The sequence below is a fragment of the Salmonella sp. SAL04214 genome, from assembly GCF_046550615.1.
Lineage (GTDB): Bacteria > Pseudomonadota > Gammaproteobacteria > Enterobacterales > Enterobacteriaceae > Salmonella > Salmonella enterica.
Genome location: NZ_JBGDXT010000001.1, coordinates 558,360 through 581,669 on the forward strand (window position 1 = coordinate 558,360; position 23,310 = coordinate 581,669).

Below are 23,310 nucleotides of genomic sequence, written 5' to 3' on the forward strand. Positions count from 1 at the left end.
ACGCAAATGCGTCTTATCCGGCCTACAGTATGCTGCCAACAGGCTGCTAGCATATACGAGGTAATGGTTCGGCGTGTGGCAAATCAAGGGTTCGCTTCACGCCATAGAGTCCGGCTAAGCGAACGCCTTTGCGTTCCACGACTTCGCCAATCAGCTCTGCATCACGTCCCAGCGGATGCGCGCGTAATGCCGCCAACGCCCGATCTGCGGCCTGCCGTTCAACGGCAATCACCAGTTTTCCTTCGTTGGCAAAGTTCAGGGCATCCAGCCCCAACAGCTCGCAGACGCCGCGCACGGCAGGTTTGAGCGGCAGTGCGGATTCGGACAATTCAATACCGTAACCGCAGGACGCCGCAAACTCATGGGCGACCGCATTCACGCCGCCGCGCGTGGCGTCACGCAATGCCTTCACTCCGTCAATATGACGCAGCGTCTGAATTAGCGGCGTTAATACTGCGCAGTCGCTCGCCAGCTCGCCATCCAGTCCCAGTTGCTCACGCAGGTTGAGGATAGTGGCGCCGTGATCGCCAAGCGTACCGCTGACTAACAGCACATCGCCAACGCTCAGCGTTTGCGCGCCCCAGCGAATATCGGCGGGAATCGCCCCCATGCCGGCAGTGTTGATAAATAATTTGTCCGCCGCGCCGCGCTGCACAACTTTGGTGTCGCCGGTTACAATGGCGATACCCGCTTCCCGCGCGGTCGCCGCCATGCTATTGACCACGCTTTTTAACGTCTCCATCGGCAGCCCTTCTTCAAGGATAAAGCCGCAGGAGAGATAGCGGGGGATCGCGCCGCTCACCGCTACGTCGTTCGCCGTACCGCAAATCGCCAGTTTGCCGATATTGCCGCCGGGGAAAAAGAGCGGATCGATCACATAGCTATCGGTAGAAAACGCCAGACGGTCGCCCTCCGCCGTCAGTTGCGCCAGCTCCAGACGCGCCTGATCTTCTTGTTCCGCCAGCCACGGGTTGGCAAAGGCCTCCATAAACAGGCTATTAATCAACTGTTGCATAGCCTGGCCGCCGCTGCCGTGGGCGAGTTGTATATTGTTCAAACTTCACACTCCTGCTGACGATACTGATACCAGGCGGCGCATGCGCCTTCGGAAGAGACCATCAGCGCGCCGAACGCGGTCTCTGGATTACATGTTTTACCAAATAGCGGGCACTGATGCGGCTTGCATCTGCCGGTCAGCACTTCGCCGCAGCGGGCGCGCGGATCGTCATAGACCTGCTGTGGCGCTGGGCGGAAATGCGCTTCGGCGTCAAAGCGCTGATACTCTGGCGTCAGGTGGACGCCGGAGGATTCAATCACGCCCAGACCGCGCCACTCGCTATCGCCATTAACGCAGAACACATCGGCGATAGCCTGCTGCGCCAGCATGTTTCCGGCATCCGGCACCACGCGACGGTATTGGTTTTCAACCTGGCTTAGGGCCGCTATTTTCTGCTCAACCAGCATGACCACGCCTTGCAGTAGATCAAGCGGTTCGAATCCAGCCACCACCAGCGGGCGATTAAAATCGGCGGCGATAAACTGGTACGCCTCGGTGCCGATGACCATGCTGACGTGGCCTGGCGCAAGAAAGGCGTCAATGCCGTTGTCCGGCTGCTCCAGTAGGCTACGCAGCGTCGGGATCAGCGTAATGTGCTGGCAGAAAAAGTAGAAGTTTCGCACGTCACGCTGTTTTGCCTGCTGCAGCGTGATGGCGGTGGTCGGCATGGTGGTTTCAAAGCCCAGCCCGAAAAATACCACTTTGCGGGTCGGGTTATCCTGCGCCAGCTTCAGCGCGTCCATCGGAGAATAAACAATACGGACATCCGCGCCGCGCGCTTTAGCCTGCAACAGAGAACCCTGTTTCCCCGGCACGCGCATGGCATCGCCAAAGGTGCAGAAAATCACCTCCGGATGGCTGGCGATTTCCACGCAACTGTCGATACGTCCCATCGGCAGCACGCAGACCGGACAACCGGGGCCGTGAATAAACTCCACGTTTTCGGGCAGTAACTGATCGAGACCAAATTTAAAAATTGCGTGGGTATGACCCCCGCAGACTTCCATAATGCGCAACGGACGTTCGGCAGTGTAAGGAAGAAGGGCGGCGCGTTCACGCAGGTGTTCAATGAGCTGCATCACCTGTTCCGGCGCACGGTACTCGTCAACAAAACGCATTATCTCTCCTCACCATACAGCAGTGCGCCGACGTCCGGCTCAACATCAAACATATTTTGTAGCGCGTCGAGCGTGTCGCGCGCTTCCGCTTCGTTAATGACGCTCATGGCGAATCCGACATGAACCAGCACCCACTGACCCAGACGCGGCTGACCGTTTTCATCACAACTGCCGACTAATGTGAGATCGACGTCGCGCTGAATGCCGCAGACGTCAACTTTTGCCTGATTGCCGTCAATGGCGCGGATTTGACCCGGCACGCCTATGCACATCGCTGCGCCTCCAGCCAGGCCAGCCACTGATCCATGCCTTCGCCGCTGGTGGCGGAAATCAGGATAATTTCAATCTCCGGGTTCACTTCACGCGCGCTGGCGATGCACTTCTCAACGTCAAAATTGAGGTAGGGCAGCAGATCGACTTTATTGAGCAGCATGAGCGACGCAGCGGCAAACATATGAGGATATTTCAGCGGCTTATCTTCACCTTCGGTCACGGAAAGCACTGCGACTTTATGCTTTTCGCCCAGATCGAAGCTGGCCGGGCAGACAAGATTACCGACGTTTTCGATAAACAGAATACCGCGGTCATCCAGCGGCAGGCGCGGCGCGGCGTCGGCGATCATTTGCGCGTCAAGATGGCAGCCTTTACCGGTGTTGACCTGAATGGCGGGCGTGCCGGTAGCGCGGATGCGGGCGGCGTCGTTCACTGTCTGCTGGTCGCCTTCAATCACCGCGCACGGTACACGGTCTTTCAATTTCATCAGCGTTTCGGTCAGCAGGGTGGTTTTACCGGACCCGGGGCTGGACACCAGGTTGAGCACCAGTTGCTGGCGGGCGGCGAAACGGGCGCGGTTGCGCTCAGCCAGACGATTATTTTTGTCCAGCACGTCGATTTCAACCTCCAGCATCCGCCGCTGACTCATACCAGGCGCGTGGGTTCCGGCTTCGCCGTGGCCGTAATGCAGATCGCCTTCTGCGGTCTGACTTGGGGCAAAGTCAGGCGTTTTAATGCCGGTAATATTCAGCGCCGGGCGAGCCGCTGGGGCAAAGGGCGCGCTACGAAACGCTGAGTGCGGATTATGTTCATCGCCTTCTATATAAAGGTTGCCTTCAGCGCAACCGCAAGTCGTACACATCGCTTACTCCTGATCTTTTTCTTGTTACAGGCTTTCTGCCGGATGGCGACGCGAGCGTCTATCCGGCATTAATCTTCAGTTTCATCAATCTCTATGCGCCGAATTTGTAAGCCGTCATCGGCCACAATTCGCAGCGTATCGCTATGACATTGCGGACAACGACGTACACGGTGGGTTAACAACGTGACATATTGTTGACAATGCTCACACCAGCATTCGGCTTCCTGTTCTTCGAGGTGCAGTTTACAACCTTCTGCTATCGTGCCGCGGCATACCAGATCAAAACAAAAGGAAAGAGCGCTGGTTTCCACGCAAGAAAATGCGCCAATTTTGATCCAGACGGCTGTCACACGTTTTGCACCGTATGCTGAAGCCTGTTGTTCAATCAATTCCAGTGCCCGTTGGCAGAGGGTGATTTCGTGCATATCGCCTCCCGTAGTGGTTGCCCCTGTAAAGCAATATTTATGCCAATATTTTTATCCCCTGGCAGGTTAATGTCGACGATGACGAAATGACATGTCGTCACCGCGTCGAAACGGCAGTAACTGCGCTCGTCTGCTATTAAAAACAATAAGTTAAAAATTGGCATGGAAAATGCTTAACGCAGGCATCTCTGTTAAACGGGTAACCTGACATGACTATTTGGGAAATAAGCGAAAAGGCCGATTACATCGCGCAACGGCATCGTCGCCTACAGGACCAGTGGCATATTTACTGCAACTCGCTGGTTCAGGGGATCACCCTCTCGAAAGCGCGCCTGCATCACGCAATGAGCTGCGCGCCGGAAAGGGATCTTTGCTTTGTCCTGTTTGAGCACTTTCGTATTTACGTCGCGTTGGCGGATGGTTTTAACAGCCACACCATTGAGTACTACGTTGAAACCAAAGATGGCGAAGATAAGCAATTGATTGCACAGGCGCAGCTCGATATCGACGGCAAGGTTGATGAACGGGTTAACAACCGCGATCGCGAGCAGGTGCTGGAGCACTATCTGGAAAAAATCGCCAGCGTTTACGACAGCCTCTATACCGCTGTAGAAACCAACTCGCCGGTTAATTTGCGTCAATTGGTAAAGGGAAACAGCCCGGCGGTATAAGCCTGAGGCGTTGCCCGCTTTGATTCGCGATGTGGCGTTGCGCCATGTCATGAATGTTTTGGGGATGGGCGTGTCGATAAGTGTCGAAAATGACATTTCAACGGCATGTTTTCGTCAAAAATGACAATCACCTGAGGAATGCCTGGTGAATCGTTTTGTAATTGCTGACTCCACTCTCTGTATCGGCTGCCACACCTGTGAGGCCGCCTGTTCAGAGACGCATCGCCAGCATGGCCTGCAGTCAATGCCGCGCCTGAAAGTGATGCTGAATGAAAAAGAATCTGCGCCGCAGCTTTGTCACCACTGTGAAGATGCGCCATGCGCCACGGTATGCCCGGTTAACGCGATTAATCGCGTTGACGGCGCTGTCCAGCTTAATGAAAGCCTGTGCGTGAGCTGCAAACTGTGCGGTATTGCCTGTCCGTTTGGCGCTATTGAGTTTTCCGGCAGCCGTCCGCTGCATATTCCAGCGAACGCCAATACGCCGAAAGCGCCACCCGCGCCGCCAGCGCCTGCACGCGTCAGTACGTTGCTCGACTGGGTGCCGGGCGTACGCGCTATCGCGGTGAAATGCGACCTGTGCAGCTTTGACGAGCAAGGCCCGGCCTGTGTGCGGATGTGCCCGACTAAAGCGCTACACCTGGTGGAGAACACGGATATCGCCCGCGCCAGCAAACGTAAACGTGAGCTGACGTTTAATACCGATTTTGGCGATCTCACCTTGTTTCAGCAGGCTCAGAGTGGGGATGCATAATGAGTTCACTTTCACTGATTACTAGCGGCGTCGCGTGGTTTGCCGCCGCCGCCGTTCTGGCGTTTCTGTTTTCGTTTCATAAAGCGCTGAGCGGCTGGATTGCCGGTATCGGCGGCGCGGTCGGCAGCCTGTGTACGGCTGGCGCGGGGTTCACCGCACTGACCAGCGCCGTTACGGTGAGCGGCGTGATGCCGTTTACCGGTCACATGCTGCAAATTACGCCGCTGAATGCTATCTGGCTGATTACGCTGGGGCTGTGCGGTCTGTTCGTCAGCCTGTTCAATATCGACTGGCATCGCCATCCACAGGTAAAAGCCAACGGACTGTTGATCAACCTGCTGATGGCGGCAGCCGTCTGCGCCGTGGTCGCCAGTAATCTGGGGACGATGGTGGTGATGGCGGAAATCATGGCGCTCTGCGCCGTGTTCCTCACCGGCGGTAGCAAAGAGGGCAAACTGTGGTTTGCGCTGGGCCGTCTCGGTACGCTGCTGCTGGCAATCGCCTGCTGGCTGGTGTGGCAGCGCTACGGCACGCTGGATCTGGGGCTGCTGGATCAACGCGCTCAGCAACTGCCGCTGGGCTCCGATATCTGGCTGCTCGGCGTGATCGGTTTTGGTCTGCTGGCCGGGATTATCCCGCTACACGGTTGGGTGCCGCAGGCGCACGCCAACGCCAGCGCTCCCGCCGCCGCGCTGTTCTCGACCGTGGTGATGAAAATCGGGCTGCTGGGCATTCTCACGCTATCTCTGCTTGGCGGCAATGCGCCGCTGTGGTGGGGCGTGGCGCTGTTGGTGCTTGGGATGATCACCGCCTTTGTCGGTGGTTTGTACGCGCTGATGGAGCATAACATTCAGCGCCTGCTGGCCTATCACACGCTGGAAAATATCGGCATCATTTTGCTCGGTCTGGGCGCAGGCGTTACCGGGATTGCTCTCAATCAGCCGGTACTGATCGCGCTGGGTCTGACCGGCGGGCTCTATCACCTGCTGAACCATAGCCTGTTCAAAAGCGTGCTGTTTCTGGGCGCGGGCAGCATCTGGTTCCGTACCGGTCATCGCGATATCGAAAAACTGGGCGGTATTGGTAAACGGATGCCGGTTATTTCTATCGCCATGCTGGTCGGTCTGATGGCGATGGCGGCGCTGCCGCCGCTGAACGGCTTTGCCGGCGAGTGGGTGATTTACCAGTCCTTCTTCAAACTGGGCAACAGCGGCGCATTTGTTGGTCGTCTGTTAGGACCGCTGCTGGCGGTTGGCCTGGCGATTACCGGCGCGCTGGCGGTGATGTGTATGGCGAAAGTGTATGGCGTGACGTTCCTTGGCGCGCCGCGCACGAAGGAAGCTGAAAATGCCAGCTGCGCGCCGATCCTGATGGGCGTCAGCGTGGTGGCATTGGCGATTTGCTGTGTACTGGGCGGGGTTGCCGCGCCGTGGCTGCTGCCGATGATTTCCACTGCGGTACCGTTGCCGCTGGAAACCGCGCACACCACCGTATCGCAGCCGATGATCACGCTGCTGTTGGTCGCCTGTCCGCTACTGCCGTTCATCATTATGGCGATGTTCAAAGGCAACCGTCTGCCGTCGCGTTCTCGCGGCGCGGCCTGGGTGTGCGGCTACGACCATGAGCAGTCGATGGTGATTACCGCGCACGGTTTCGCCATGCCGGTGAAAGAGGCCTTTGCCCCGGTACTCAAACTGCGTAAATGGCTTAACCCGGTATCGCTGGTACCGGGCTGGCAGAACGCGGCGGCCGCGGTGCTGTTCCGTCGTCTGGCGCTGATTGAGCTGGCGGTGCTGGTGGTGATTGTGGTTTCACGAGGAGCCTGAAAATGAGTGTGTTTTATCCGTTAATTCAGGCGCTGGTGCTATTTGCCGTTGCGCCATTGCTGTCCGGTATTACTCGCGTGGCGCGCGCCCGTCTACACAATCGCCGAGGGCCGGGCGTGTTGCAGGAGTACCGCGACATTATCAAACTGCTCGGTCGTCAGAGTATTGCGCCCGCTGATTCCGGCTGGGTTTTTCGCCTGACGCCGTTTGTGATGGTCGGCGTGATGCTGACTATCGCCACCGCGCTGCCGGTCGTCACCGTTGGATCTCCGTTGCCGCAACTGGGTGATTTAATCACCCTGATTTACCTGTTCGCGATTGCGCGCTTCTTCTTCTCTATTGCAGGCCTGGATACCGGCAGTCCGTTCACCGCGATCGGCGCCAGCCGTGAAGCGATGCTCGGCGTGCTGGTGGAGCCGATTCTGCTGCTGGGTCTGTGGGTCGCCGCGCAGGTGGCGGGTTCAACTCATATCAGCAATATCGCCGACACCATTTATCACTGGCCTGTCGCGCGCAGTATTCCGCTGATTCTGGCGCTGTGCGCCTGCGCCTTCGCCACCTTTATCGAAATGGGCAAGCTGCCGTTCGACCTGGCGGAAGCGGAGCAGGAGTTGCAGGAAGGGCCGTTGACCGAATACAGCGGTAGCGGCTTTGCGGTGCTGAAATGGGGCATCAGCCTGAAACAACTGGTGGTGCTGCAAATGTTTGTCGGCGTGTTTCTGCCGTGGGGACAAATGGAAACCTTCAGCGCAGGCGGACTGTTGCTGGCGCTGGTGATTGCCGTCGTCAAGCTGATTGTCGGCGTACTGGTGATCGCCCTGTTTGAAAACAGCATGGCGCGACTGCGTTTTTGCGCCACTTCACGCGTGACCTGGGCCGGTTTTGGGTTTGCGTTTTTAGCCTTCGTCTCCTTGCTGGCGGCGTGATTTAAGAGAGTTTGAGCATGTCTGAAGAAAAATTAGGTCAACAATACCTTGCGGCGCTGCACCAGGCGTTTCCGGGCGTCGTGCTGGACGAAGCCTGGCAGACCAAAGATCAGCTGACTATTACGGTGAAAGTAAACTATCTGCCGGAAGTGGTGGAGTTTCTTTACTACCAGCAGGGTGGGTGGCTGTCGGTGCTGTTCGGTAATGACGAACGCCAGTTGTGCGGCCACTATGCCGTTTATTACGTGCTGTCGATGGAGCAGGGCACGAAGTGCTGGATTACCGTCCGCGTTGAAGTGGATGCCAATAAGCTGGAATTCCCATCCGTTACGCCGCGCGTACCGGCTGCCGTGTGGGGTGAGCGCGAAGTACGCGACATGTACGGTTTAATCCCGGTCGGTCTGCCGGACGAGCGCCGTCTGGTGCTGCCGGACGACTGGCCGGATGAACTCTATCCGCTGCGTAAAGACAGCATGGATTATCGTCAGCGCCCGGCGCCGACCACCGATGCGGAAACCTACGAGTTCATTAACGAGCTGGGTGACAAGAAAAATAACGTGGTGCCGATTGGCCCGCTGCATGTTACTTCCGATGAACCGGGCCACTTCCGTCTGTTCGTCGATGGCGAAAACATTATCGACGCCGACTACCGCCTGTTCTACGTCCACCGTGGTATGGAAAAACTGGCGGAAACCCGCATGGGTTATAACGAAGTCACCTTCCTGTCGGATCGCGTGTGTGGTATCTGCGGCTTCGCCCACAGCACTGCCTACACCACTTCCGTGGAAAACGCGATGGGCATTCAGGTGCCGGAGCGTGCGCAGATGATCCGCGCCATTCTGCTGGAAGTGGAACGCCTGCACTCGCACCTGCTGAACCTAGGCCTCGCCTGCCACTTTACCGGCTTTGACTCCGGCTTTATGCAGTTCTTCCGCGTGCGTGAAACCTCCATGAAGATGGCGGAGATCCTTACCGGGGCGCGCAAAACTTACGGTCTGAACCTGATCGGCGGGATTCGCCGCGATCTGCTCAAAGAGGACATGATCCAGACCCGTCAACTGGCGCAGCAGATGCGTCGTGACGTGCAGGAGCTGGTGGACATGCTGCTGAGCACGCCGAATATGGAACAGCGTACCGTGGGTATCGGCCGTCTGGACCCGGAAATTGCCCGCGACTTCAGTAATGTCGGCCCGATGGTGCGCGCCAGCGGCCACGCCCGCGACACCCGCGCCGACCACCCGTTTGTCGGCTACGGTCTACTGCCGATGGAAGTACATAGCGAGCAGGGCTGCGATGTGATTTCTCGTCTGAAAGTCCGTATCAACGAAGTTTACACCTCGCTGAATATGATCGATTTCGGTCTGGATAATCTGCCGGGCGGCCCGCTGATGGTGGAAGGCTTTACCTATATTCCGCACCGTTTTGCGCTCGGCTTTGCTGAAGCGCCGCGTGGCGATGATATCCACTGGAGCATGACCGGCGACAACCAGAAGCTGTACCGCTGGCGCTGTCGTGCGGCGACCTACGCCAACTGGCCGACGCTGCGCTATATGCTGCGCGGCAACACCGTCTCCGATGCGCCGCTGATTATCGGCAGCCTCGACCCTTGCTACTCCTGTACCGACCGGATGACCGTGGTCGATGTGCGTAAGAAGAAGAGCAAAGTCGTGCCGTACAAAGAACTTGAGCGCTACAGCATTGAGCGTAAAAACTCGCCGCTGAAATAAGGAATCGCCATGTTTACCTTTATCAAAAAAGTTATCAAAACCGGCACGGCGACCTCGTCTTATCCGCTGGAGCCGATTGCGGTTGATAAAAACTTCCGCGGCAAGCCGGAACATAATCCGCAGCAGTGCATCGGCTGCGCCGCCTGCGTTAATGCCTGCCCGTCGAACGCGCTGACGGTGGAAACCTTACTTGCGACCAATGAGCTGGCGTGGCAATTCAATCTTGGCCGCTGCATCTTCTGCGGCCGCTGCGAAGAGGTGTGCCCGACGGCGGCGATCAAACTGTCGCAAGAGTACGAACTGGCAGTGTGGAAGAAAGAAGATTTCCTGCAACAGTCCCGCTTTGCGCTGTGCAACTGCCGCGTGTGCAATCGTCCTTTCGCCGTACAGAAAGAGATTGACTACGCCATTGCGCTGCTTGCGCACAACGGCGACAGCCGCGCGGAAAACCATCGCGAAAGCTTTGAGACCTGCCCGGACTGTAAGCGTCAGAAATGCCTGGTGCCGTCCGACCGTATTGAACTGACTCGCCATATGAAAGAGGTCAGCTAATGAGCAATTTATTAGGCCCGCGTGACGCCAACGGCATTCCGGTACCGATGACGGTGGATGAATCCATCGCCAGCATGAAGGCGTCTCTACTGAAAAATATTAAGCGTTCGGCATACGTTTACCGCGTGGATTGCGGCGGCTGTAACGGCTGTGAAATCGAAATCTTTGCGACGCTTTCGCCGCTGTTTGATGCCGAGCGTTTCGGCATCAAAGTGGTACCGTCGCCGCGTCATGCCGATATTCTGCTGTTTACCGGCGCGGTGACCCGCGCCATGCGCTCTCCGGCACTGCGCGCCTGGCAGTCGGCGCCGGACCCAAAAATCTGTATCTCTTACGGCGCCTGCGGCAACAGCGGCGGTATTTTCCACGATCTGTACTGCGTGTGGGGCGGTACCGACAAAATCGTCCCGGTGGATGTGTATATTCCAGGCTGCCCGCCAACGCCTGCCGCCACGCTGTATGGCTTTGCGATGGCGCTTGGCCTGCTGGAGCAGAAAATCCACGCCCGCGCGCCGGGTGAGCTGGACGATCAGCCCGCAGAGATCCTGCATCCGGATATGGTGCAGCCGCTGCGCGTGAAGGTGGATCGCGCGGCGCGCCGGCTGGCGGGTTATCGCTATGGTCGTCAGATCGCCGATGATTACCTGACACAGTTGGGGCAGGGCGAGCAGCAAGTGGCGCGTTGGCTGGAAGCGGAAAACGATCCGCGTTTAACCGAAATTGTCACCCATCTCAATCATGTTGTTGAAGAGGCGCGTATCCGATGAGCGAACAGGTGGTGTTCAGTCAACTGAGCCGTAAGTTTATTGATGAGAACGATGCGACGCCTGCCGAGGCGCAGCAGGTTGTCTATTACAGCCTGGCGATTGGTCACCACCTGGGGGTTATCGATTGCCTGGAGGCCGCGCTCACCTGCCCATGGGATGAGTATCTGGCGTGGATCGCCACCCTGGAAGCCGGTAGCGATGCCCGGCGTAAAATGGAAGGCGTGCCGAAGTATGGCGAGATCGTCATCGATTTCAACCATGTGCAAATGCTGGCGCGCGCGTTTGATGAGGCGCGCGCCGCGCAGACCCCGCAGCAGCAAGAATGGAGCAAACTGATGCTCAGTATGCTGCATGACATTCATCAGGAAAGCGCCATCTACCTGATGGTGAGGAGGCTTCGTGACTGACGTTTTACTCTGTGTCGGCAACAGCATGATGGGCGACGACGGCGCAGGCCCGTTACTGGCGGAAATGTGCGCGGCGCAGCCGAAGGGCAACTGGGTTGTCATCGATGGCGGCAGCGCGCCGGAAAACGACATTGTGGCGATTCGCGAACTGCGCCCGCAGCGTCTGTTGATTGTCGACGCCACCGACATGGGACTTAATCCGGGCGAGATCCGCATTATCGATCCGGATGATATCGCCGAAATGTTTATGATGACCACCCACAATATGCCGCTCAACTACCTTATCGATCAGCTCAAAGAGGATGTCGGCGAGGTGATTTTTGTTGGTATCCAGCCGGATATCGTCGGGTTTTATTATCCGATGACTCAACCGATTAAGGACGCGGTAAACACTGTCTATCAGCGTCTGGAAGGCTGGCAGGGAAACGGCGGATTTGCCGCGCTGGAAGCGCCGGAGGCGTAAAATGCGTACCCATTGGACGGATTTGTGTTACCCGGCATAGGCGGTAAGAAGGACGTGAAGATTATCGTATGGAGCGGACTGCTATTTTTCTGCCTCGCCGCGCGCGCACTGGCCACCGGTTTTGTCGGTTACCTGCCGATGAGCGACGGTGAATATGCGCAAAAGCGTGCGCTGAAGCCGCTGTTGACCCTGCCTTATTCTGTATCGCCTGACCAGACCTGGCATTTTCGCCAGGTCGGAGTCAGTGGCGTGACGCTACTGCCGGAGCCGAAAAAAGATAACGAATGGCGGATTAGCGGAAAAGACAGAGCCGGTAATTCGTGGGTTGTCCCGGTGGGAATGCTGATTAATTTGGCGGGTAATGCGCAATTTTATCGCGCTGACCTCGATCGTAACGGCATTCAGGATCTGGTTATCTGGTTGGGCAATCCTGGGTTGGGCCTGGCGCCGAGCGCGCAATACATCATTTTCACCTTTCTCAAGAATGGCCGCCCCTGCGTCTTTGAACCGTGGGGGTTTTATACCGCCAGCGATACTGGCGTCGATGATTTGCTTGATTTACAGGGCAATGGGCGCACGCAACTGTTGGATATGCAGTTTGACTCAGGCTACTGGATAACCAATTTATATCAGGTGAAGGACGCCCGCTGGCAGCGCGTACACGGCTGGTTTGGCCGGTTGAGTTATCCGGCGCTGACCCGTTTTAATCACTATCCTGGCCGTAAATTAATTATCAAACCTATTGCCGGAAGGAATCCGCAAACGGACGATCTTTCCCTTACGCAGCGCTGTTTAATACGCGGTAACGTATTGCCAGGCGTTAATCAGGATTGATGCCAGTTGCGGTGCAGAGTTGGCTGGCTATCACTGCAAATCTTGACCACCACTGGCGACATTACGTGTCATCGACACTTGTGACGATGACACGTAAATGCTCACGAAAATAGAAATAATATTCTTAAATAACAATGAAATAAAAATTGGCACGATTCGTGTATATATCGGCACATCATCTGTTATTGCTGGAGAATTTGATGAACCGTTTCATCATTGCAGACGCGAGTAAGTGCATTGGTTGCCGTACCTGTGAAGTGGCTTGCGTCGTATCCCATCAGGAAAATCAGGATTGCGCATCGCTGACCCCTGAAACCTTTTTACCTCGTATCCATGTCATCAAAGGCGTGAACGTTTCCACGGCAACGCTGTGTCGCCAGTGTGAAGACGCGCCGTGCGCCAACGTTTGCCCGAATGGCGCCATCAGCCGTGACAAAGGCTTTGTTCATGTGATGCAGGAACGCTGCATTGGCTGTAAAACTTGCGTAGTGGCATGTCCTTACGGCGCCATGGAAGTGGTGGTACGTCCGGTGATTCGCAATAGCGGCGCGGGGCTGAACGTGCGTGCCGAAAAAGCCGAAGCCAACAAGTGCGATCTGTGTCACCACCGTGAAGCCGGTCCGGCCTGTATGGCCGCTTGCCCAACGCACGCCCTCATCTGCGTGGACCGCAATAAGCTTGAACAGCTGAGCGCGGAAAAACGCCGTCGTGCAGCGCTGGATTCAACGGCATCGCTGCTTTTCTGATTTCTGCGATTGCGCGTAGAATACGCCACAAAGCATTGCCGGATGGCGGCATCAATGCCTTATCCGGTCTACGGTCCGTGCGGTTGTAGGCCTGATAAGCGTCGCGCCATCAGGCATCCGGGTTCGATGATGGCGGGAAAATAAGATGGCGATAGACACACCTTCCGGCGTACAGCTACGCATTCGGGGCAAAGTACAGGGCGTCGGTTTTCGTCCTTTTGTCTGGCAGCTGGCGCAGCAGTTGCGATTACACGGCGACGTGTGTAATGACGGCGACGGCGTCGTCGTTCGGCTGCTGGAAGAGCCGTCGCAATTTATTGCCGCGCTCTATCAGGATTGCCCGCCGCTGGCGCGCATTGACAGCGTTGAACACGCGTCGTTGATATGGGAGCGCGCACCGACGGATTTCGCCATTCGTCAGAGCGCAGGCGGTTCGATGAACACGCAAATCGTGCCGGATGCGGCGACCTGCCCGGCATGTCTTGCCGAGATGAATACCCCAGGCGAGCGGCGCTACCGTTATCCTTTCATCAATTGCACCCACTGCGGACCACGCTTCACCATTATTCGCGCTATGCCCTACGACCGGCCATTTACGGTGATGGCGGCGTTTCCCTTGTGTCCGGAATGCGACAGCGAATACCGCGATCCGTACGATCGCCGTTTTCATGCCCAGCCCGTTGCCTGTCCGTCATGCGGGCCGCATCTTGAGTGGCGGAGCCAACATGAACGAGCGGAAAAAGAGGCGGCTTTGCAGGCGGCGGTCGCCCAACTGAACGCCGGAGGCATTATTGCCGTTAAAGGGCTGGGTGGTTTTCATCTGGCCTGCGACGCGCGCAACGATAACGCAGTGGCGATGCTGCGGGCGCGTAAACATCGCCCGGCGAAACCATTGGCGGTGATGTTGCCCACGGCGCAAACGCTGCCGACCGCGGCGCGTTCGCTGCTGACCACGCCAGCGGCCCCGATTGTACTGGTGGATAAGCAGTATGTACCTTCGCTGAGTGAGGGCATCGCGCCAGGACTTACGGAGGTGGGTGTGATGCTGCCAGCCAACCCATTGCAACACCTCTTGTTGCAGGAGCTCAATTACCCGCTGGTGATGACATCCGGCAACCTGAGCGGCAAACCGCCCGCCATCACCAACGAACAGGCGCTGGACGATTTACACGATATTGCCGATGGTTTTTTGTTGCACAATCGCGACATTGTTCAGCGCATGGACGACTCTGTCGTGCGCGACAGCGGCGAAATGCTGCGTCGTTCGCGGGGATACGTGCCGGACGCGATTGCGTTGCCGCCCGGATTTCGCGATGTGCCGCCGATACTTTGTCTGGGCGCGGATCTGAAAAACACGTTCTGTCTGGTACGCGGCGAACAGGCGGTTGTCAGCCAACATTTGGGCGATCTCAGCGATGACGGTATCCAGGCGCAGTGGCGCGAGGCATTGCGTTTGATCCAGTCAATCTACGATTTTACCCCAGAGCGTATCGTCTGTGATGCGCATCCGGGCTATGTTTCCAGTCAGTGGGCCAGTGAGATGCGTCTACCGACAGAGACGGTGTTACACCATCATGCCCATGCGGCGGCTTGCCTGGCCGAGCATGGTTGGCCGCTGGACGGCGGAGAGGTGATTGCCCTGACGGTAGACGGTATCGGCATGGGCGAGAATGGCGCGCTATGGGGCGGAGAATGTTTGCGGGTCAATTATCGCGAATGCAAACATTTAGGCGGTTTACCCGCCGTGGCGCTGCCGGGAGGCGATCTGGCTGCCAAACAGCCGTGGCGTAATCTGTTGGCGCAGTGCCTGCGCTTTGTGCCGGACTGGCAGGATTATCCGGAGACAGCGGGGCTGCAACAGCAAAACTGGAATGTCCTGGCGCGTGCCATTGAGCGCGGCGTCAATGCCCCGTTGGCCTCTTCCTGCGGGAGGTTGTTCGACGCGGTGGCTGCCGCGCTTCGCTGCGCGCCAGCATCGCTTAGCTATGAGGGCGAGGCCGCCTGCGCGCTGGAGGCGCTGGCCTCTCAATGCGCTAACGTTGAGCATCCGGTAACGATGCCGCTTAACGGCGCTCAACTGGACGTCGCTGTTTTCTGGCGGCAATGGTTGAACTGGCAGGCCACGCCCGCGCAACGCGCCTGGGCTTTTCATGATGCGCTGGCGTGCGGGTTTGCCACGCTAATGCGCCAGCAGGCTACGGCGCGGGGGATAACCACTCTGGTCTTCAGCGGCGGGGTGATACACAACCGCTTACTGCGCGCGCGTCTTGCCTTTTATCTTTCTGATTTTAAATTGTTATTTCCGCAGCGGTTACCGGCGGGCGACGGCGGGCTGTCGTTTGGACAGGGCGTGATTGCCGCAGCGCGAGCATTAAGGGAAGTGTAGGGCACCGGATGGCGGCTGCGCCTTATTCGGCCTGTAAACAGATGCTCACTCGTAGGCCGGATAAGACGCGAAGCGGCGCCATCCGGCATCACAGGCTTATACGGACAACGTTTTCAGCAGTGCAAAGGCCTCTTTCATGCGGTCTTCACTCACCACAAAGGCGCGTAGTTGGCCTTCTCCGCTCATGCCTTTGGCAATCATACCGTCAGATTCTGCGGTAATCTGCCAGCTCAAATCGCGGCGCTGAGTTTCTCCCGCCAGATGCAGCGGCAGTTCCGGCGTTTTGACTTTGACCAGCATCGCCGGTAGCTTCAGCGGCGCGTTGCCGCCAAACAGATTTTTCGCCAGGTACATCGCGCTTAACTGGATCGGTTGCAGGAAGGGCAGCACCTGACCGTTGATTTCCGCGCAATCGCCGATCGCATAAATATCCGGGTGACTGGTCTGTAGATAGCTATCCACGCAGACGCCGCGGTTGACGGCTACTCCGGCGCGGCGCGCCAGAGCGGTTTCCGGGCGTAAGCCGGTGGCGGCAATCACCGCATCGACCTCAATACTATGCTGGCTTGCCAGCGTAGCGCGGATACCGGCTTCGATTTTCTCCAGTTTTTGCAACTGCGATTTCAGCAGCAGATGCACCCCCATATCGGTCAGGTGATGCTGTAAGCGACTGCTCACTTCCGGTGGCATCAGTGAGGCGAGAAGGCTGGCGGCGTTATCCATCAGCGTTACCGTTTTCCCGGCGCGGCAGAAATCCATTGCTAATTCACTACCAATGAGACCGCCGCCGACAATCAGCACTCGCTGCGCGTCGCGCAGTTGTGTCTCACAGGCTCGGTACTCCTGCTGGCTATTCAAAGTAAGCATTAACTCACGTCCTGCAATCGGCGGCACAAAGGCTGTCGCCCCGGTCGCCAGTACCAGCTTGTCGTACTGCCACTGCTTATCCTGACTTTTCACCACATGGGCATCGGCATCAATGTCAGCAACCCAGGTATGCGGGAACAGTCGTAGATTAAACTGTTCAGCAAATTCCCCCGCTAACTGACGGGTGAGATCATCGGCGCGCTGCGACTGGCTGATAACGTGGCTGAGATCGGGCTTGTTGTACTCATCCATGCTGTCCGCCGCAATCAGAGTTAACGGCACATGCGCATCTTGTTTACGAATATTTTTGACGAGCTGGCGGGCGGCGAAGCCCGACCCAATAATGATGATTCCCCGACTCATTTTGCCTCCGTCGCCAGTACGTCGAACACGTCTTTACCTAATGAACATTCCGGGCACAGGAAGTTATCCGGCACGTCGCTCCACGGCGTACCCGGCGCGACATCCTGCAACGGCTCGCCCTGCGCAGGGTCGTAAATCCACTGGCATACGCTGCATTGCATTTTGGGGCCGAGGTCTGCGGCGGCGCAGGTTGTGGTTTCTTCGACTGGCGCGGTTTTCTGTGTGGTTTCCGGCAGCGGAGCAAGCGCCCACTGACGCGCGATGTCGCGACCGTGCTGACGGCACAGCTCCAGCGCATCCAGATCCGGACGCCATTTCGCTTTCAGACTCAGGGACATTTCAAAACCGGCATCCTGTAAGCGCGTGGACAGTCGATCCACCGCGCCGCCGCTCCAGCCATGAGAACCGAAGGCGCTGGCGCGTTTGTTGCGAAAGCGCAGGCCGGTCATCTCTTCCACCAGACCAGCGATTTTCGGCATCATCACGTTGTTCATGGTAGAAGTGCCGACCAGCACGCCTTTCGAACGGAAGACATTGGTCAATATTTCATTTTTATCGCTGCGGGCGACGTTAAAGATTTTGACCGCCACGTTGGGGTCCACTTCGTTGATACCCTGTGCGATGGCATCCGCCATCATGCGAGTATTGTTCGACATGGTATCGTAGAAAATAGTGATACGATCTTCCTGATAATCTGCCGCCCATTTCAGATACAGCTCCACGATTTGCGTTGGGTTGTCGCGCCATACCACGCCGTGTGAGGTGGCAATCATATCCACCGGCAGGTTGAAGCCGAGGATTTCGGTAATTTTTGGCGTTACCAGACGGCTGAACGGCGTCAGGATATTGGCGTAGTAGCGCTGGCATTGTTCAAACAGTTCGGTTTGGTCCACTTCATCATTGAACAGGCGCTCGTCGCAGTAGTGCTGACCAAAGGCGTCGTTGCTGAATAACACCGCGTCGCCGGTCATATAGGTCATCATGCTGTCCGGCCAGTGCAGCATCGGCGTTTCCACGAAGATCAACTGCTTGCCGTTGCCGATATCCAGCGTATCGCCGGTTTTCACCACCTTAAAATTCCATTCCGGATGATGATGATGGCCGTTGATAGAATCAATGGCGTTGGCGGTACAGTAGATAGGCGTGTCCGGGATCTGCGCCATCAGTTCGGTCAGCGCGCCTGCATGGTCTTCTTCGGCATGGTTAATGATGATGTAGTCGATATCCGCGAGGTCGATTTCACTGCGCAGGTTTTGCACAAACTCACGGCTAAACTTATGATCGACGGTATCGATCAGCACATTCTTTTCTTCACGAATGAGATAGCTGTTATAGCTGCTGCCGCGCAGCGTTTTGTATTCAGTGCCGTGAAAATCACGTACTTCCCAGTCGCGTTGGCCAACCCAATGAATATTATTTTTAACCAGAATAGACATAACCACCTCAATTCATTCAACGTTTACAAAAAGTTGTTTTGCTTATTGCAGGTAGTGTGCCAACTTTTCATCTTATTGATTTGTATGAAGTTATATTGGTTTTTTATTTTTGGTGTAGTCAAAAAGACTATAAATGATGCTGTCAATATGACACTATAGGTTGTCAAAATGACAATGAGGTAACCATGAGTTTTTCCGTGGAGGTATTGGCGGGCATCGCCATTGAGTTACAACGCGGCATTGGGCATCAGGATCGTTTTCAGCGGCTGATTACTACGCTGCGTCAGGTGCTGGCGTGCGACGCCTCGGCGCTGCTGCGCTATGAATCACGACAATTTATTCCACTGGCGATTGATGGCCTGGCGCAGGACGTTCTCGGCAGACGTTTTACCCTGGAAGGGCATCCGCGCCTGGAAGCCATCGCCCGCGCGGGGGACGTGGTGCGTTTTCCGGCTGATAGCGATTTACCCGATCCGTATGACGGGTTAATTCCCGGACAGGAAAGCCTGAAAGTCCACGCCTGTGTTGGTCTGCCGCTGTTTGCCGGACAGAACCTCATCGGTGCGCTGACCCTTGATGCTATGACGCCGGAGCAGTTCGAGGTATTTAGCGATGAAGAGCTACGGCTTGTCGCCGCGCTGGCCGCCGGGGCATTGAGTAATGCGCTGTTAATTGAACAACTGGAAAGCCAGAACATGCTGCCGGGGTCGTCAGGCGTGTTTGAACCGATAAAAGAGACGCACATGATCGGCCTGTCGCCGGCGATGACGCAGTTGAAAAAAGAGATCGAGATTGTGGCGGGCTCCGATCTTAACGTGCTGATCGGCGGTGAAACGGGGACCGGTAAAGAGCTGGTGGCGAAAGCTATTCACCAGGGCTCCCCCAGAGCGGTCAATCCGCTGGTCTATCTCAACTGCGCCGCGCTGCCGGAAAGCGTGGCGGAGAGCGAGTTGTTTGGTCATGTAAAAGGGGCTTTTACCGGGGCTATCAGTAATCGTAGCGGTAAGTTCGAAATGGCGGATAACGGTACGCTGTTTCTGGATGAGATTGGCGAACTATCGCTGGCGCTACAGGCCAAGCTACTTCGCGTGTTGCAGTATGGCGATATTCAGCGCGTCGGCGACGATCGTAGCCTGCGCGTGGATGTGCGGGTGTTGGCGGCGACCAACCGTGACCTGCGTGAAGAGGTGCTGGCAGGGCGTTTTCGCGCCGATCTGTTCCATCGCCTGAGCGTTTTCCCGCTCTTTGTGCCGCCGCTGCGCGAGCGCGGCGATGATGTGGTGCTGCTGGCGGGCTATTTTTGCGAGCAGTGCCGACTGCGGCTGGGGCTGTCCCGCGTGGTGCTGAGTCCCGACGCGCGCCGCCATTTGCTCAATTATGGCTGGCCGGGCAACGTCCGGGAGCTGGAACATGCCATTCACCGTGCGGTTGTACTGGCGAGAGCGACCCGGGCAGGGGATGAGGTGATACTGGAGGCGCAGCATTTTGCCTTGTCAGAGGACGTTTTACCCGCGCCGCCTGCGGAAAGCTTTCTGGCGCTGCCGACTTGCCGCAATTTGCGCGAATCGACGGAGAACTTCCAGCGAGAGATGATTCGCCAGGCGCTGGCGCAAAATAATCATAACTGGGCGGCCAGCGCGCGGGCGCTGGAAACCGACGTCGCCAACCTGCATCGGCTGGCGAAGCGTCTGGGACTGAAGGATTAGATAATCCCCGCCTGGTAGAAATCCTGTAGGTTAATGGCGCCGGTGAGTTTGCCGTTTTCATCGACCACCGGCGCGGCGGTAATTTTGCGTTTCATCAGGAGCTCTTTGGCGTCAATGGCACGGCTTTGCGCCTGGAGCGTAATACCGTTGGGCGTCATGGCTTCGCTTACCGGCGTGGTGAGCGCGCCGCCGCCTACCAGCCAGCGACGCAGGTCGCCGTCGGTAAAGACGCCTTTCACAACATGTTGCTCATCGCAAACCGCCACCAGCCCCAGCCCGGTACGGCTAAGTTCCAGCATGGCATCCATCACGCTGGTGGCAAGCATCACCTGCGGTATTGCATCGCCCTGGCGCATCAGGTGATGCACATTATTGAGCAAACGCGCGCCCAGTGCGCCAGCCGGATGCGAACGGGCGAAATCTTCTTCGTTAAAACCGCGCGCCTGCATGACCGCCATCGCCAGCGCATCGCCCATCATCAGCGTATTGACGGTACTGGATGTCGGCGCCAGATGCATCGGACAGGCTTCACGCTCGACGGAAATATCCAGAACGGCTTTTGCCGCTCGCCCCAGCGGAGAGTGAAGTTTACCGGTCATCGCCAGCAGCGCGACGGATTTATCTTCCAGACGCGGGATGATGAGGTCGAGTTCTTTTGCGCCGCCGGAATAGGAGATAAATAACATCACGTCGCGGCTTTCAATCATCCCCAGATCGCCATGCAGTGCTTCCGCCGGATGAACAAAAAAAGCGGGAGTACCGGTACTGGCAAGCGTCGCGGCGATTTTTTTACCAATATGACCTGACTTGCCAATGCCGGAAACGATCACTTTGCCTTCACAGTGAATAATGATATTGGCGGCGCGGACAAAATCATCGCCCAGACGCTCCGGCAGACGGCTGGCTTCCTGTAGCTCCAGCATTAAGGTCTGACGGCCCGCGTTTAGTAGTGCATCACTCATTGCTTTCTCCGGTTATGATTACTTCAATCCCTTTTGCTTCCAGCGCCTGACGAAATGCCGGATCGATCCCCGCGTCCGTGATCAGTTTGTCGACGGTTTCCAGACTGCACACCACATTGGGGCTTTTACGACCAAATTTTGAGGAGTCCGCCATCAGAATCACCTCGCGTGCTGCATTGCACATTGCGTTACTGACGGTGTAAACCTCATTGAACGTGGTCACACCGACATTCAGGTCAATACCGTCAGTTCCCATGAAAAGTTTATCAAAGCTGAATTGCTCAAAGGCGTTTTCCGCCAGTTGACCGTGAAACGACGCCGATTTTTTACGGAAGGTGCCGCCGGGCATCAGGATAGTTTGTTCGTTGTCCAGTTCCGATAGCGCGTTAACAATATGGAGGCTGTTGGTCATCACCGTGATGTTGCTAAAACGCGAAAGCAACGGCACCATCTGTAACACGGTACTTCCGGCGTCCAGAATAATGGAATCGCCATCATGGATATATTTCACAGCGGCTGCGGCTATCAGCGCTTTTTTGTGGGTGTTGATAAGCGTTTTGTGATCAATAGGCGGATCGGACTCTTCTTTATTCAACACCACGCCGCCATAGGTGCGGATGACGGTTCCGGCATTTTCCAGAATGACCAGATCTTTACGGATAGTGGTGCCTGTCGTGTCAAAGTACTGGGCCAGTTCTTCAACCGAGCATTTTCCCTGTTTTTGCAGGTGCTCCAGAATCGCGGCCTGACGCTGACGAGGTTTCATAGGCGTGATTACCCTGACTTATGTATTTACCCGTCATACTTCACGCTGCATGTGCGTTGGCTTTCCTCGCTCACCCCGGTCAAGTACTGATGTACGCTCCTGGGATTCACTGCGTCGCCGCCTTCCTGCAACTCGAATTATTTAGGGTATTGGTTGCAAAATGATAATTTCGCAAGCTATACGCATTCACAACGAAATTACCCATGTTTCAGTTTAAGCGCCAATGATAGTGCATTCTGCGCGAGCGAATCATGGGGAAAGATCACATCAGGCTGTAATTCATGCAAATGTTTTCCTTGCATTGCGGCAATTTTAACCGGTCTGGCGAATACCGTAAGGCCTTTCATCAATAAAGTGTCCGTCACCCGCTGCTGTTCGTCCAGCGCCACGGCAACCACCACCCGGGGCTTAAAACGCCCGCCGGAGCGCCCGACGCCGACCCGCCCCTGTTGGCTAAGTTTATCGAAGGCCCGATTAAAGCGGGAAATCTGCCAGCCGCCCAGCGCCAGCTGCGCACACCAGGCGATAACGGCGACGGTAATCAGAGTGGAAACCATAATGTGCTCCTGTTGTTTTGCCTGATGGCGGCGTAACCGTCTTATCCGGCTTACGGCGCCATCCGGCAATTCACGGTCAGAACATCACTTGACCGCCGGTTACGTTGATCGACTGCCCGGTGCAATAAGACGCTTTCGGGCTGGCATAAAATAGCAGCATGTTCAGCACATCCTGATAATCACACCCGCGTTTGAGCGGTACTTTATCAATGTAATACTGTTCCACCTCGTCGGGCTTAATGCCCAGTTTAGTGGCGTATTGCGGCAGCAGTGACTGGAACATCGGCGATTTCAACAGGTTGCCGAGCATCAACGAGTGTACGGTAATGCCGTATTCCGCCAGATCCAGCGCCAGAGACTGGGTTAACCCCACGCCACCGAATTTCGCCGCGCTGTAGCCGGAGTTGTGTTTACTGCCCACTTTGCCGGATTTAGAGTTAATCTGAATAATGCGCCCCTGAATGCCGTCGCGGATCATCAGGCGGGAAAACTCACGGGCGCAGAGGAAATAGCCCACCAGATTCACCTGTAGCGAGCGGTCAAAATCGCCCAACTGGAAATCGCTGATAAACGCCGCTTTGGCGATACCCGCGCTGTAAACCAGCAGATCGACGCGCCCGAAAATCTCGTCTACGCCGCGGGAAAGCGCCAGCACGCTCTGCTCGCTGGTGGCGTCGGCGCCAAAACCGTACGCCATACCTTCGCCAAAATCGGCGTTAATTTCCTGGGCGACATTCGCGGCTTTATCGCTTTGAATATCAACGACCGCCACGCGGTATCCTTCTTCTGCAAGCCCACGGCAAAGGAATGCCCCCAGGGTCTGGCCTCCGCCAATGACAACGGCAACTTGATTCATGTT

General features: G+C 56.6%; 24 protein-coding genes. 13 read left to right on the forward strand and 11 right to left on the reverse strand.

Annotated elements, in window-relative coordinates; translation table 11 throughout:
- Positions 1-46: 46 nt before the first annotated feature.
- The 5 genes from hypE to hypA all read right to left on the reverse strand — a co-directional run bounded on the left by hypE (position 47) and on the right by hypA (position 3,735).
- Positions 47-1,057, reverse strand: coding sequence for a hydrogenase expression/formation protein HypE (gene hypE / locus ACLJQD_RS02735; protein WP_017441150.1), 1,011 nt, complete (start codon positions 1,055-1,057; stop codon positions 47-49).
- Positions 1,054-2,175 carry a hydrogenase formation protein HypD gene (gene hypD / locus ACLJQD_RS02740; RefSeq protein ID WP_001212962.1) on the reverse strand — a complete coding sequence of 374 codons (1,122 nt, stop codon included), beginning with the start codon at positions 2,173-2,175 and terminating at the stop codon, positions 1,054-1,056. Before hypD ends, hypE begins: the two co-directional genes overlap by 4 nt.
- A complete protein-coding gene (hypC, locus tag ACLJQD_RS02745) occupies positions 2,175-2,447 on the reverse strand; it encodes a hydrogenase 3 maturation protein HypC (RefSeq protein WP_000334871.1) in 273 nt (90 codons plus the stop codon). The genes hypD and hypC overlap by 1 nt, the downstream gene beginning before the upstream one ends.
- Entirely contained in the window at positions 2,438-3,310 is an 873-nt protein-coding gene (gene hypB / locus ACLJQD_RS02750; RefSeq protein WP_000337640.1) for a hydrogenase nickel incorporation protein HypB, read from the reverse strand. Before hypB ends, hypC begins: the two co-directional genes overlap by 10 nt.
- 68 nt (positions 3,311-3,378) lie before the next feature.
- Positions 3,379-3,735, reverse strand: a complete 357-nt coding sequence (hypA, locus tag ACLJQD_RS02755; RefSeq protein WP_000544461.1) for a hydrogenase maturation nickel metallochaperone HypA — start codon at positions 3,733-3,735, stop codon at positions 3,379-3,381.
- Between the two features lie 209 nt (positions 3,736-3,944).
- Here hypA and hycA point away from each other — a divergent pair, with 209 nt between their 5' ends.
- From hycA to hypF, 12 genes are all read left to right on the forward strand, one after another.
- Positions 3,945-4,406, forward strand: coding sequence for a formate hydrogenlyase regulator HycA (gene hycA / locus ACLJQD_RS02760; protein WP_000158075.1), 462 nt, complete (start codon positions 3,945-3,947; stop codon positions 4,404-4,406).
- Between the two features lie 145 nt (positions 4,407-4,551).
- Positions 4,552-5,160, forward strand: coding sequence for a formate hydrogenlyase subunit HycB (gene hycB / locus ACLJQD_RS02765; RefSeq protein WP_001079164.1), 609 nt, complete (start codon positions 4,552-4,554; stop codon positions 5,158-5,160).
- Positions 5,160-6,986: a formate hydrogenlyase subunit 3 gene (hycC, locus tag ACLJQD_RS02770; RefSeq protein ID WP_000097041.1), complete on the forward strand. Its 1,827-nt coding sequence runs from the start codon at positions 5,160-5,162 to the stop codon at positions 6,984-6,986. The genes hycB and hycC overlap by 1 nt, the downstream gene beginning before the upstream one ends.
- Positions 6,987-6,988: 2 nt before the next feature.
- Complete coding sequence (locus ACLJQD_RS02775; protein ID WP_000110563.1) at positions 6,989-7,912, forward strand: respiratory chain complex I subunit 1 family protein; 924 nt, start codon at positions 6,989-6,991, stop codon at positions 7,910-7,912.
- Positions 7,913-7,929: 17 nt separating this feature from the next.
- Positions 7,930-9,639, forward strand: coding sequence for a formate hydrogenlyase subunit HycE (gene hycE / locus ACLJQD_RS02780; protein WP_001288155.1), 1,710 nt, complete (start codon positions 7,930-7,932; stop codon positions 9,637-9,639).
- A 9-nt stretch (positions 9,640-9,648) separates the two neighbouring features.
- Positions 9,649-10,191 carry a formate hydrogenlyase subunit HycF gene (gene hycF / locus ACLJQD_RS02785; RefSeq protein ID WP_000493773.1) on the forward strand — a complete coding sequence of 181 codons (543 nt, stop codon included), beginning with the start codon at positions 9,649-9,651 and terminating at the stop codon, positions 10,189-10,191.
- Positions 10,191-10,958, forward strand: a complete 768-nt coding sequence (gene hycG, locus ACLJQD_RS02790) for a formate hydrogenlyase subunit HycG (RefSeq protein ID WP_000067419.1) — start codon at positions 10,191-10,193, stop codon at positions 10,956-10,958. Before hycF ends, hycG begins: the two co-directional genes overlap by 1 nt.
- Positions 10,955-11,365: a formate hydrogenlyase maturation HycH family protein gene (locus ACLJQD_RS02795; protein ID WP_000003725.1), complete on the forward strand. Its 411-nt coding sequence runs from the start codon at positions 10,955-10,957 to the stop codon at positions 11,363-11,365. Before hycG ends, ACLJQD_RS02795 begins: the two co-directional genes overlap by 4 nt.
- Positions 11,358-11,828, forward strand: coding sequence for a hydrogenase maturation peptidase HycI (gene hycI, locus ACLJQD_RS02800; RefSeq protein WP_010835030.1), 471 nt, complete (start codon positions 11,358-11,360; stop codon positions 11,826-11,828). The genes ACLJQD_RS02795 and hycI overlap by 8 nt, the downstream gene beginning before the upstream one ends.
- Positions 11,829-11,852: 24 nt before the next feature.
- The gene (locus ACLJQD_RS02805) at positions 11,853-12,662 is read left to right on the forward strand and encodes a hypothetical protein (protein ID WP_017441151.1); all 810 of its coding nucleotides are present in this window, start codon (positions 11,853-11,855) and stop codon (positions 12,660-12,662) included.
- A 200-nt stretch (positions 12,663-12,862) separates the two neighbouring features.
- Complete coding sequence (gene hydN, locus ACLJQD_RS02810; RefSeq protein ID WP_001078788.1) at positions 12,863-13,408, forward strand: electron transport protein HydN; 546 nt, start codon at positions 12,863-12,865, stop codon at positions 13,406-13,408.
- A gap of 145 nt (positions 13,409-13,553) precedes the next feature.
- Positions 13,554-15,794 (forward strand): carbamoyltransferase HypF, encoded by a 2,241-nt coding sequence (gene hypF, locus ACLJQD_RS02815; protein WP_017441152.1) that lies wholly within the window; start codon positions 13,554-13,556, stop codon positions 15,792-15,794.
- A gap of 96 nt (positions 15,795-15,890) precedes the next feature.
- Here hypF and norW read toward each other — a convergent pair whose 3' ends face one another.
- A complete protein-coding gene (gene norW / locus ACLJQD_RS02820; protein WP_017441153.1) occupies positions 15,891-17,024 on the reverse strand; it encodes an NADH:flavorubredoxin reductase NorW in 1,134 nt (377 codons plus the stop codon).
- The gene (gene norV, locus ACLJQD_RS02825) at positions 17,021-18,460 is read right to left on the reverse strand and encodes an anaerobic nitric oxide reductase flavorubredoxin (RefSeq protein WP_017441154.1); all 1,440 of its coding nucleotides are present in this window, start codon (positions 18,458-18,460) and stop codon (positions 17,021-17,023) included. Before norV ends, norW begins: the two co-directional genes overlap by 4 nt.
- Before the next feature lie 185 nt (positions 18,461-18,645).
- On the opposite strand from norV, the gene norR reads away from it, so the two are divergent.
- The gene (norR, locus tag ACLJQD_RS02830) at positions 18,646-20,166 is read left to right on the forward strand and encodes a nitric oxide reductase transcriptional regulator NorR (RefSeq protein WP_000010808.1); all 1,521 of its coding nucleotides are present in this window, start codon (positions 18,646-18,648) and stop codon (positions 20,164-20,166) included.
- On the opposite strand, the gene gutQ is transcribed toward norR, so the two are convergent.
- The 4 genes from gutQ to srlD form a co-directional block, all read right to left on the reverse strand.
- The gene (gene gutQ, locus ACLJQD_RS02835; RefSeq protein ID WP_001278201.1) at positions 20,163-21,128 is read right to left on the reverse strand and encodes an arabinose-5-phosphate isomerase GutQ; all 966 of its coding nucleotides are present in this window, start codon (positions 21,126-21,128) and stop codon (positions 20,163-20,165) included. The genes norR and gutQ overlap by 4 nt on opposite strands.
- Positions 21,121-21,894, reverse strand: a complete 774-nt coding sequence (srlR, locus tag ACLJQD_RS02840; RefSeq protein ID WP_000804536.1) for a glucitol operon DNA-binding transcriptional repressor SrlR — start codon at positions 21,892-21,894, stop codon at positions 21,121-21,123. The genes gutQ and srlR overlap by 8 nt, the downstream gene beginning before the upstream one ends.
- Positions 21,895-22,091: 197 nt before the next feature.
- Entirely contained in the window at positions 22,092-22,451 is a 360-nt protein-coding gene (gutM, locus tag ACLJQD_RS02845) for a transcriptional regulator GutM (protein ID WP_000255198.1), read from the reverse strand.
- 76 nt (positions 22,452-22,527) lie between these two features.
- Entirely contained in the window at positions 22,528-23,307 is a 780-nt protein-coding gene (srlD, locus tag ACLJQD_RS02850; protein ID WP_001077372.1) for a sorbitol-6-phosphate dehydrogenase, read from the reverse strand.
- Positions 23,308-23,310 lie beyond the last annotated feature (3 nt).

What these genes read in the sequence shown, in the direction of transcription:
- norW (WP_017441153.1), bottom strand. Translation starts at nt 17,024, where the DNA reads ATGAGTCGGGGAATCATCATTATTGGGTCGGGCTTCGCCGCCCGCCAG.
- hycG (WP_000067419.1), top strand. Translation starts at nt 10,191, where the DNA reads ATGAGCAATTTATTAGGCCCGCGTGACGCCAACGGCATTCCGGTACCG.
- srlR (WP_000804536.1), bottom strand. Translation starts at nt 21,894, where the DNA reads ATGAAACCTCGTCAGCGTCAGGCCGCGATTCTGGAGCACCTGCAAAAA.
- ACLJQD_RS02795 (WP_000003725.1), top strand. Translation starts at nt 10,955, where the DNA reads ATGAGCGAACAGGTGGTGTTCAGTCAACTGAGCCGTAAGTTTATTGAT.
- srlD (WP_001077372.1), bottom strand. Translation starts at nt 23,307, where the DNA reads ATGAATCAAGTTGCCGTTGTCATTGGCGGAGGCCAGACCCTGGGGGCA.
- hypD (WP_001212962.1), bottom strand. Translation starts at nt 2,175, where the DNA reads ATGCGTTTTGTTGACGAGTACCGTGCGCCGGAACAGGTGATGCAGCTC.
- hycA (WP_000158075.1), top strand. Translation starts at nt 3,945, where the DNA reads ATGACTATTTGGGAAATAAGCGAAAAGGCCGATTACATCGCGCAACGG.
- norR (WP_000010808.1), top strand. Translation starts at nt 18,646, where the DNA reads ATGAGTTTTTCCGTGGAGGTATTGGCGGGCATCGCCATTGAGTTACAA.
- hydN (WP_001078788.1), top strand. Translation starts at nt 12,863, where the DNA reads ATGAACCGTTTCATCATTGCAGACGCGAGTAAGTGCATTGGTTGCCGT.
- hypA (WP_000544461.1), bottom strand. Translation starts at nt 3,735, where the DNA reads ATGCACGAAATCACCCTCTGCCAACGGGCACTGGAATTGATTGAACAA.
- hypC (WP_000334871.1), bottom strand. Translation starts at nt 2,447, where the DNA reads ATGTGCATAGGCGTGCCGGGTCAAATCCGCGCCATTGACGGCAATCAG.
- gutQ (WP_001278201.1), bottom strand. Translation starts at nt 21,128, where the DNA reads ATGAGTGATGCACTACTAAACGCGGGCCGTCAGACCTTAATGCTGGAG.
- ACLJQD_RS02775 (WP_000110563.1), top strand. Translation starts at nt 6,989, where the DNA reads ATGAGTGTGTTTTATCCGTTAATTCAGGCGCTGGTGCTATTTGCCGTT.
- hypB (WP_000337640.1), bottom strand. Translation starts at nt 3,310, where the DNA reads ATGTGTACGACTTGCGGTTGCGCTGAAGGCAACCTTTATATAGAAGGC.
- hycE (WP_001288155.1), top strand. Translation starts at nt 7,930, where the DNA reads ATGTCTGAAGAAAAATTAGGTCAACAATACCTTGCGGCGCTGCACCAG.
- hypF (WP_017441152.1), top strand. Translation starts at nt 13,554, where the DNA reads ATGGCGATAGACACACCTTCCGGCGTACAGCTACGCATTCGGGGCAAA.
- hycC (WP_000097041.1), top strand. Translation starts at nt 5,160, where the DNA reads ATGAGTTCACTTTCACTGATTACTAGCGGCGTCGCGTGGTTTGCCGCC.
- norV (WP_017441154.1), bottom strand. Translation starts at nt 18,460, where the DNA reads ATGTCTATTCTGGTTAAAAATAATATTCATTGGGTTGGCCAACGCGAC.
- hycF (WP_000493773.1), top strand. Translation starts at nt 9,649, where the DNA reads ATGTTTACCTTTATCAAAAAAGTTATCAAAACCGGCACGGCGACCTCG.
- gutM (WP_000255198.1), bottom strand. Translation starts at nt 22,451, where the DNA reads ATGGTTTCCACTCTGATTACCGTCGCCGTTATCGCCTGGTGTGCGCAG.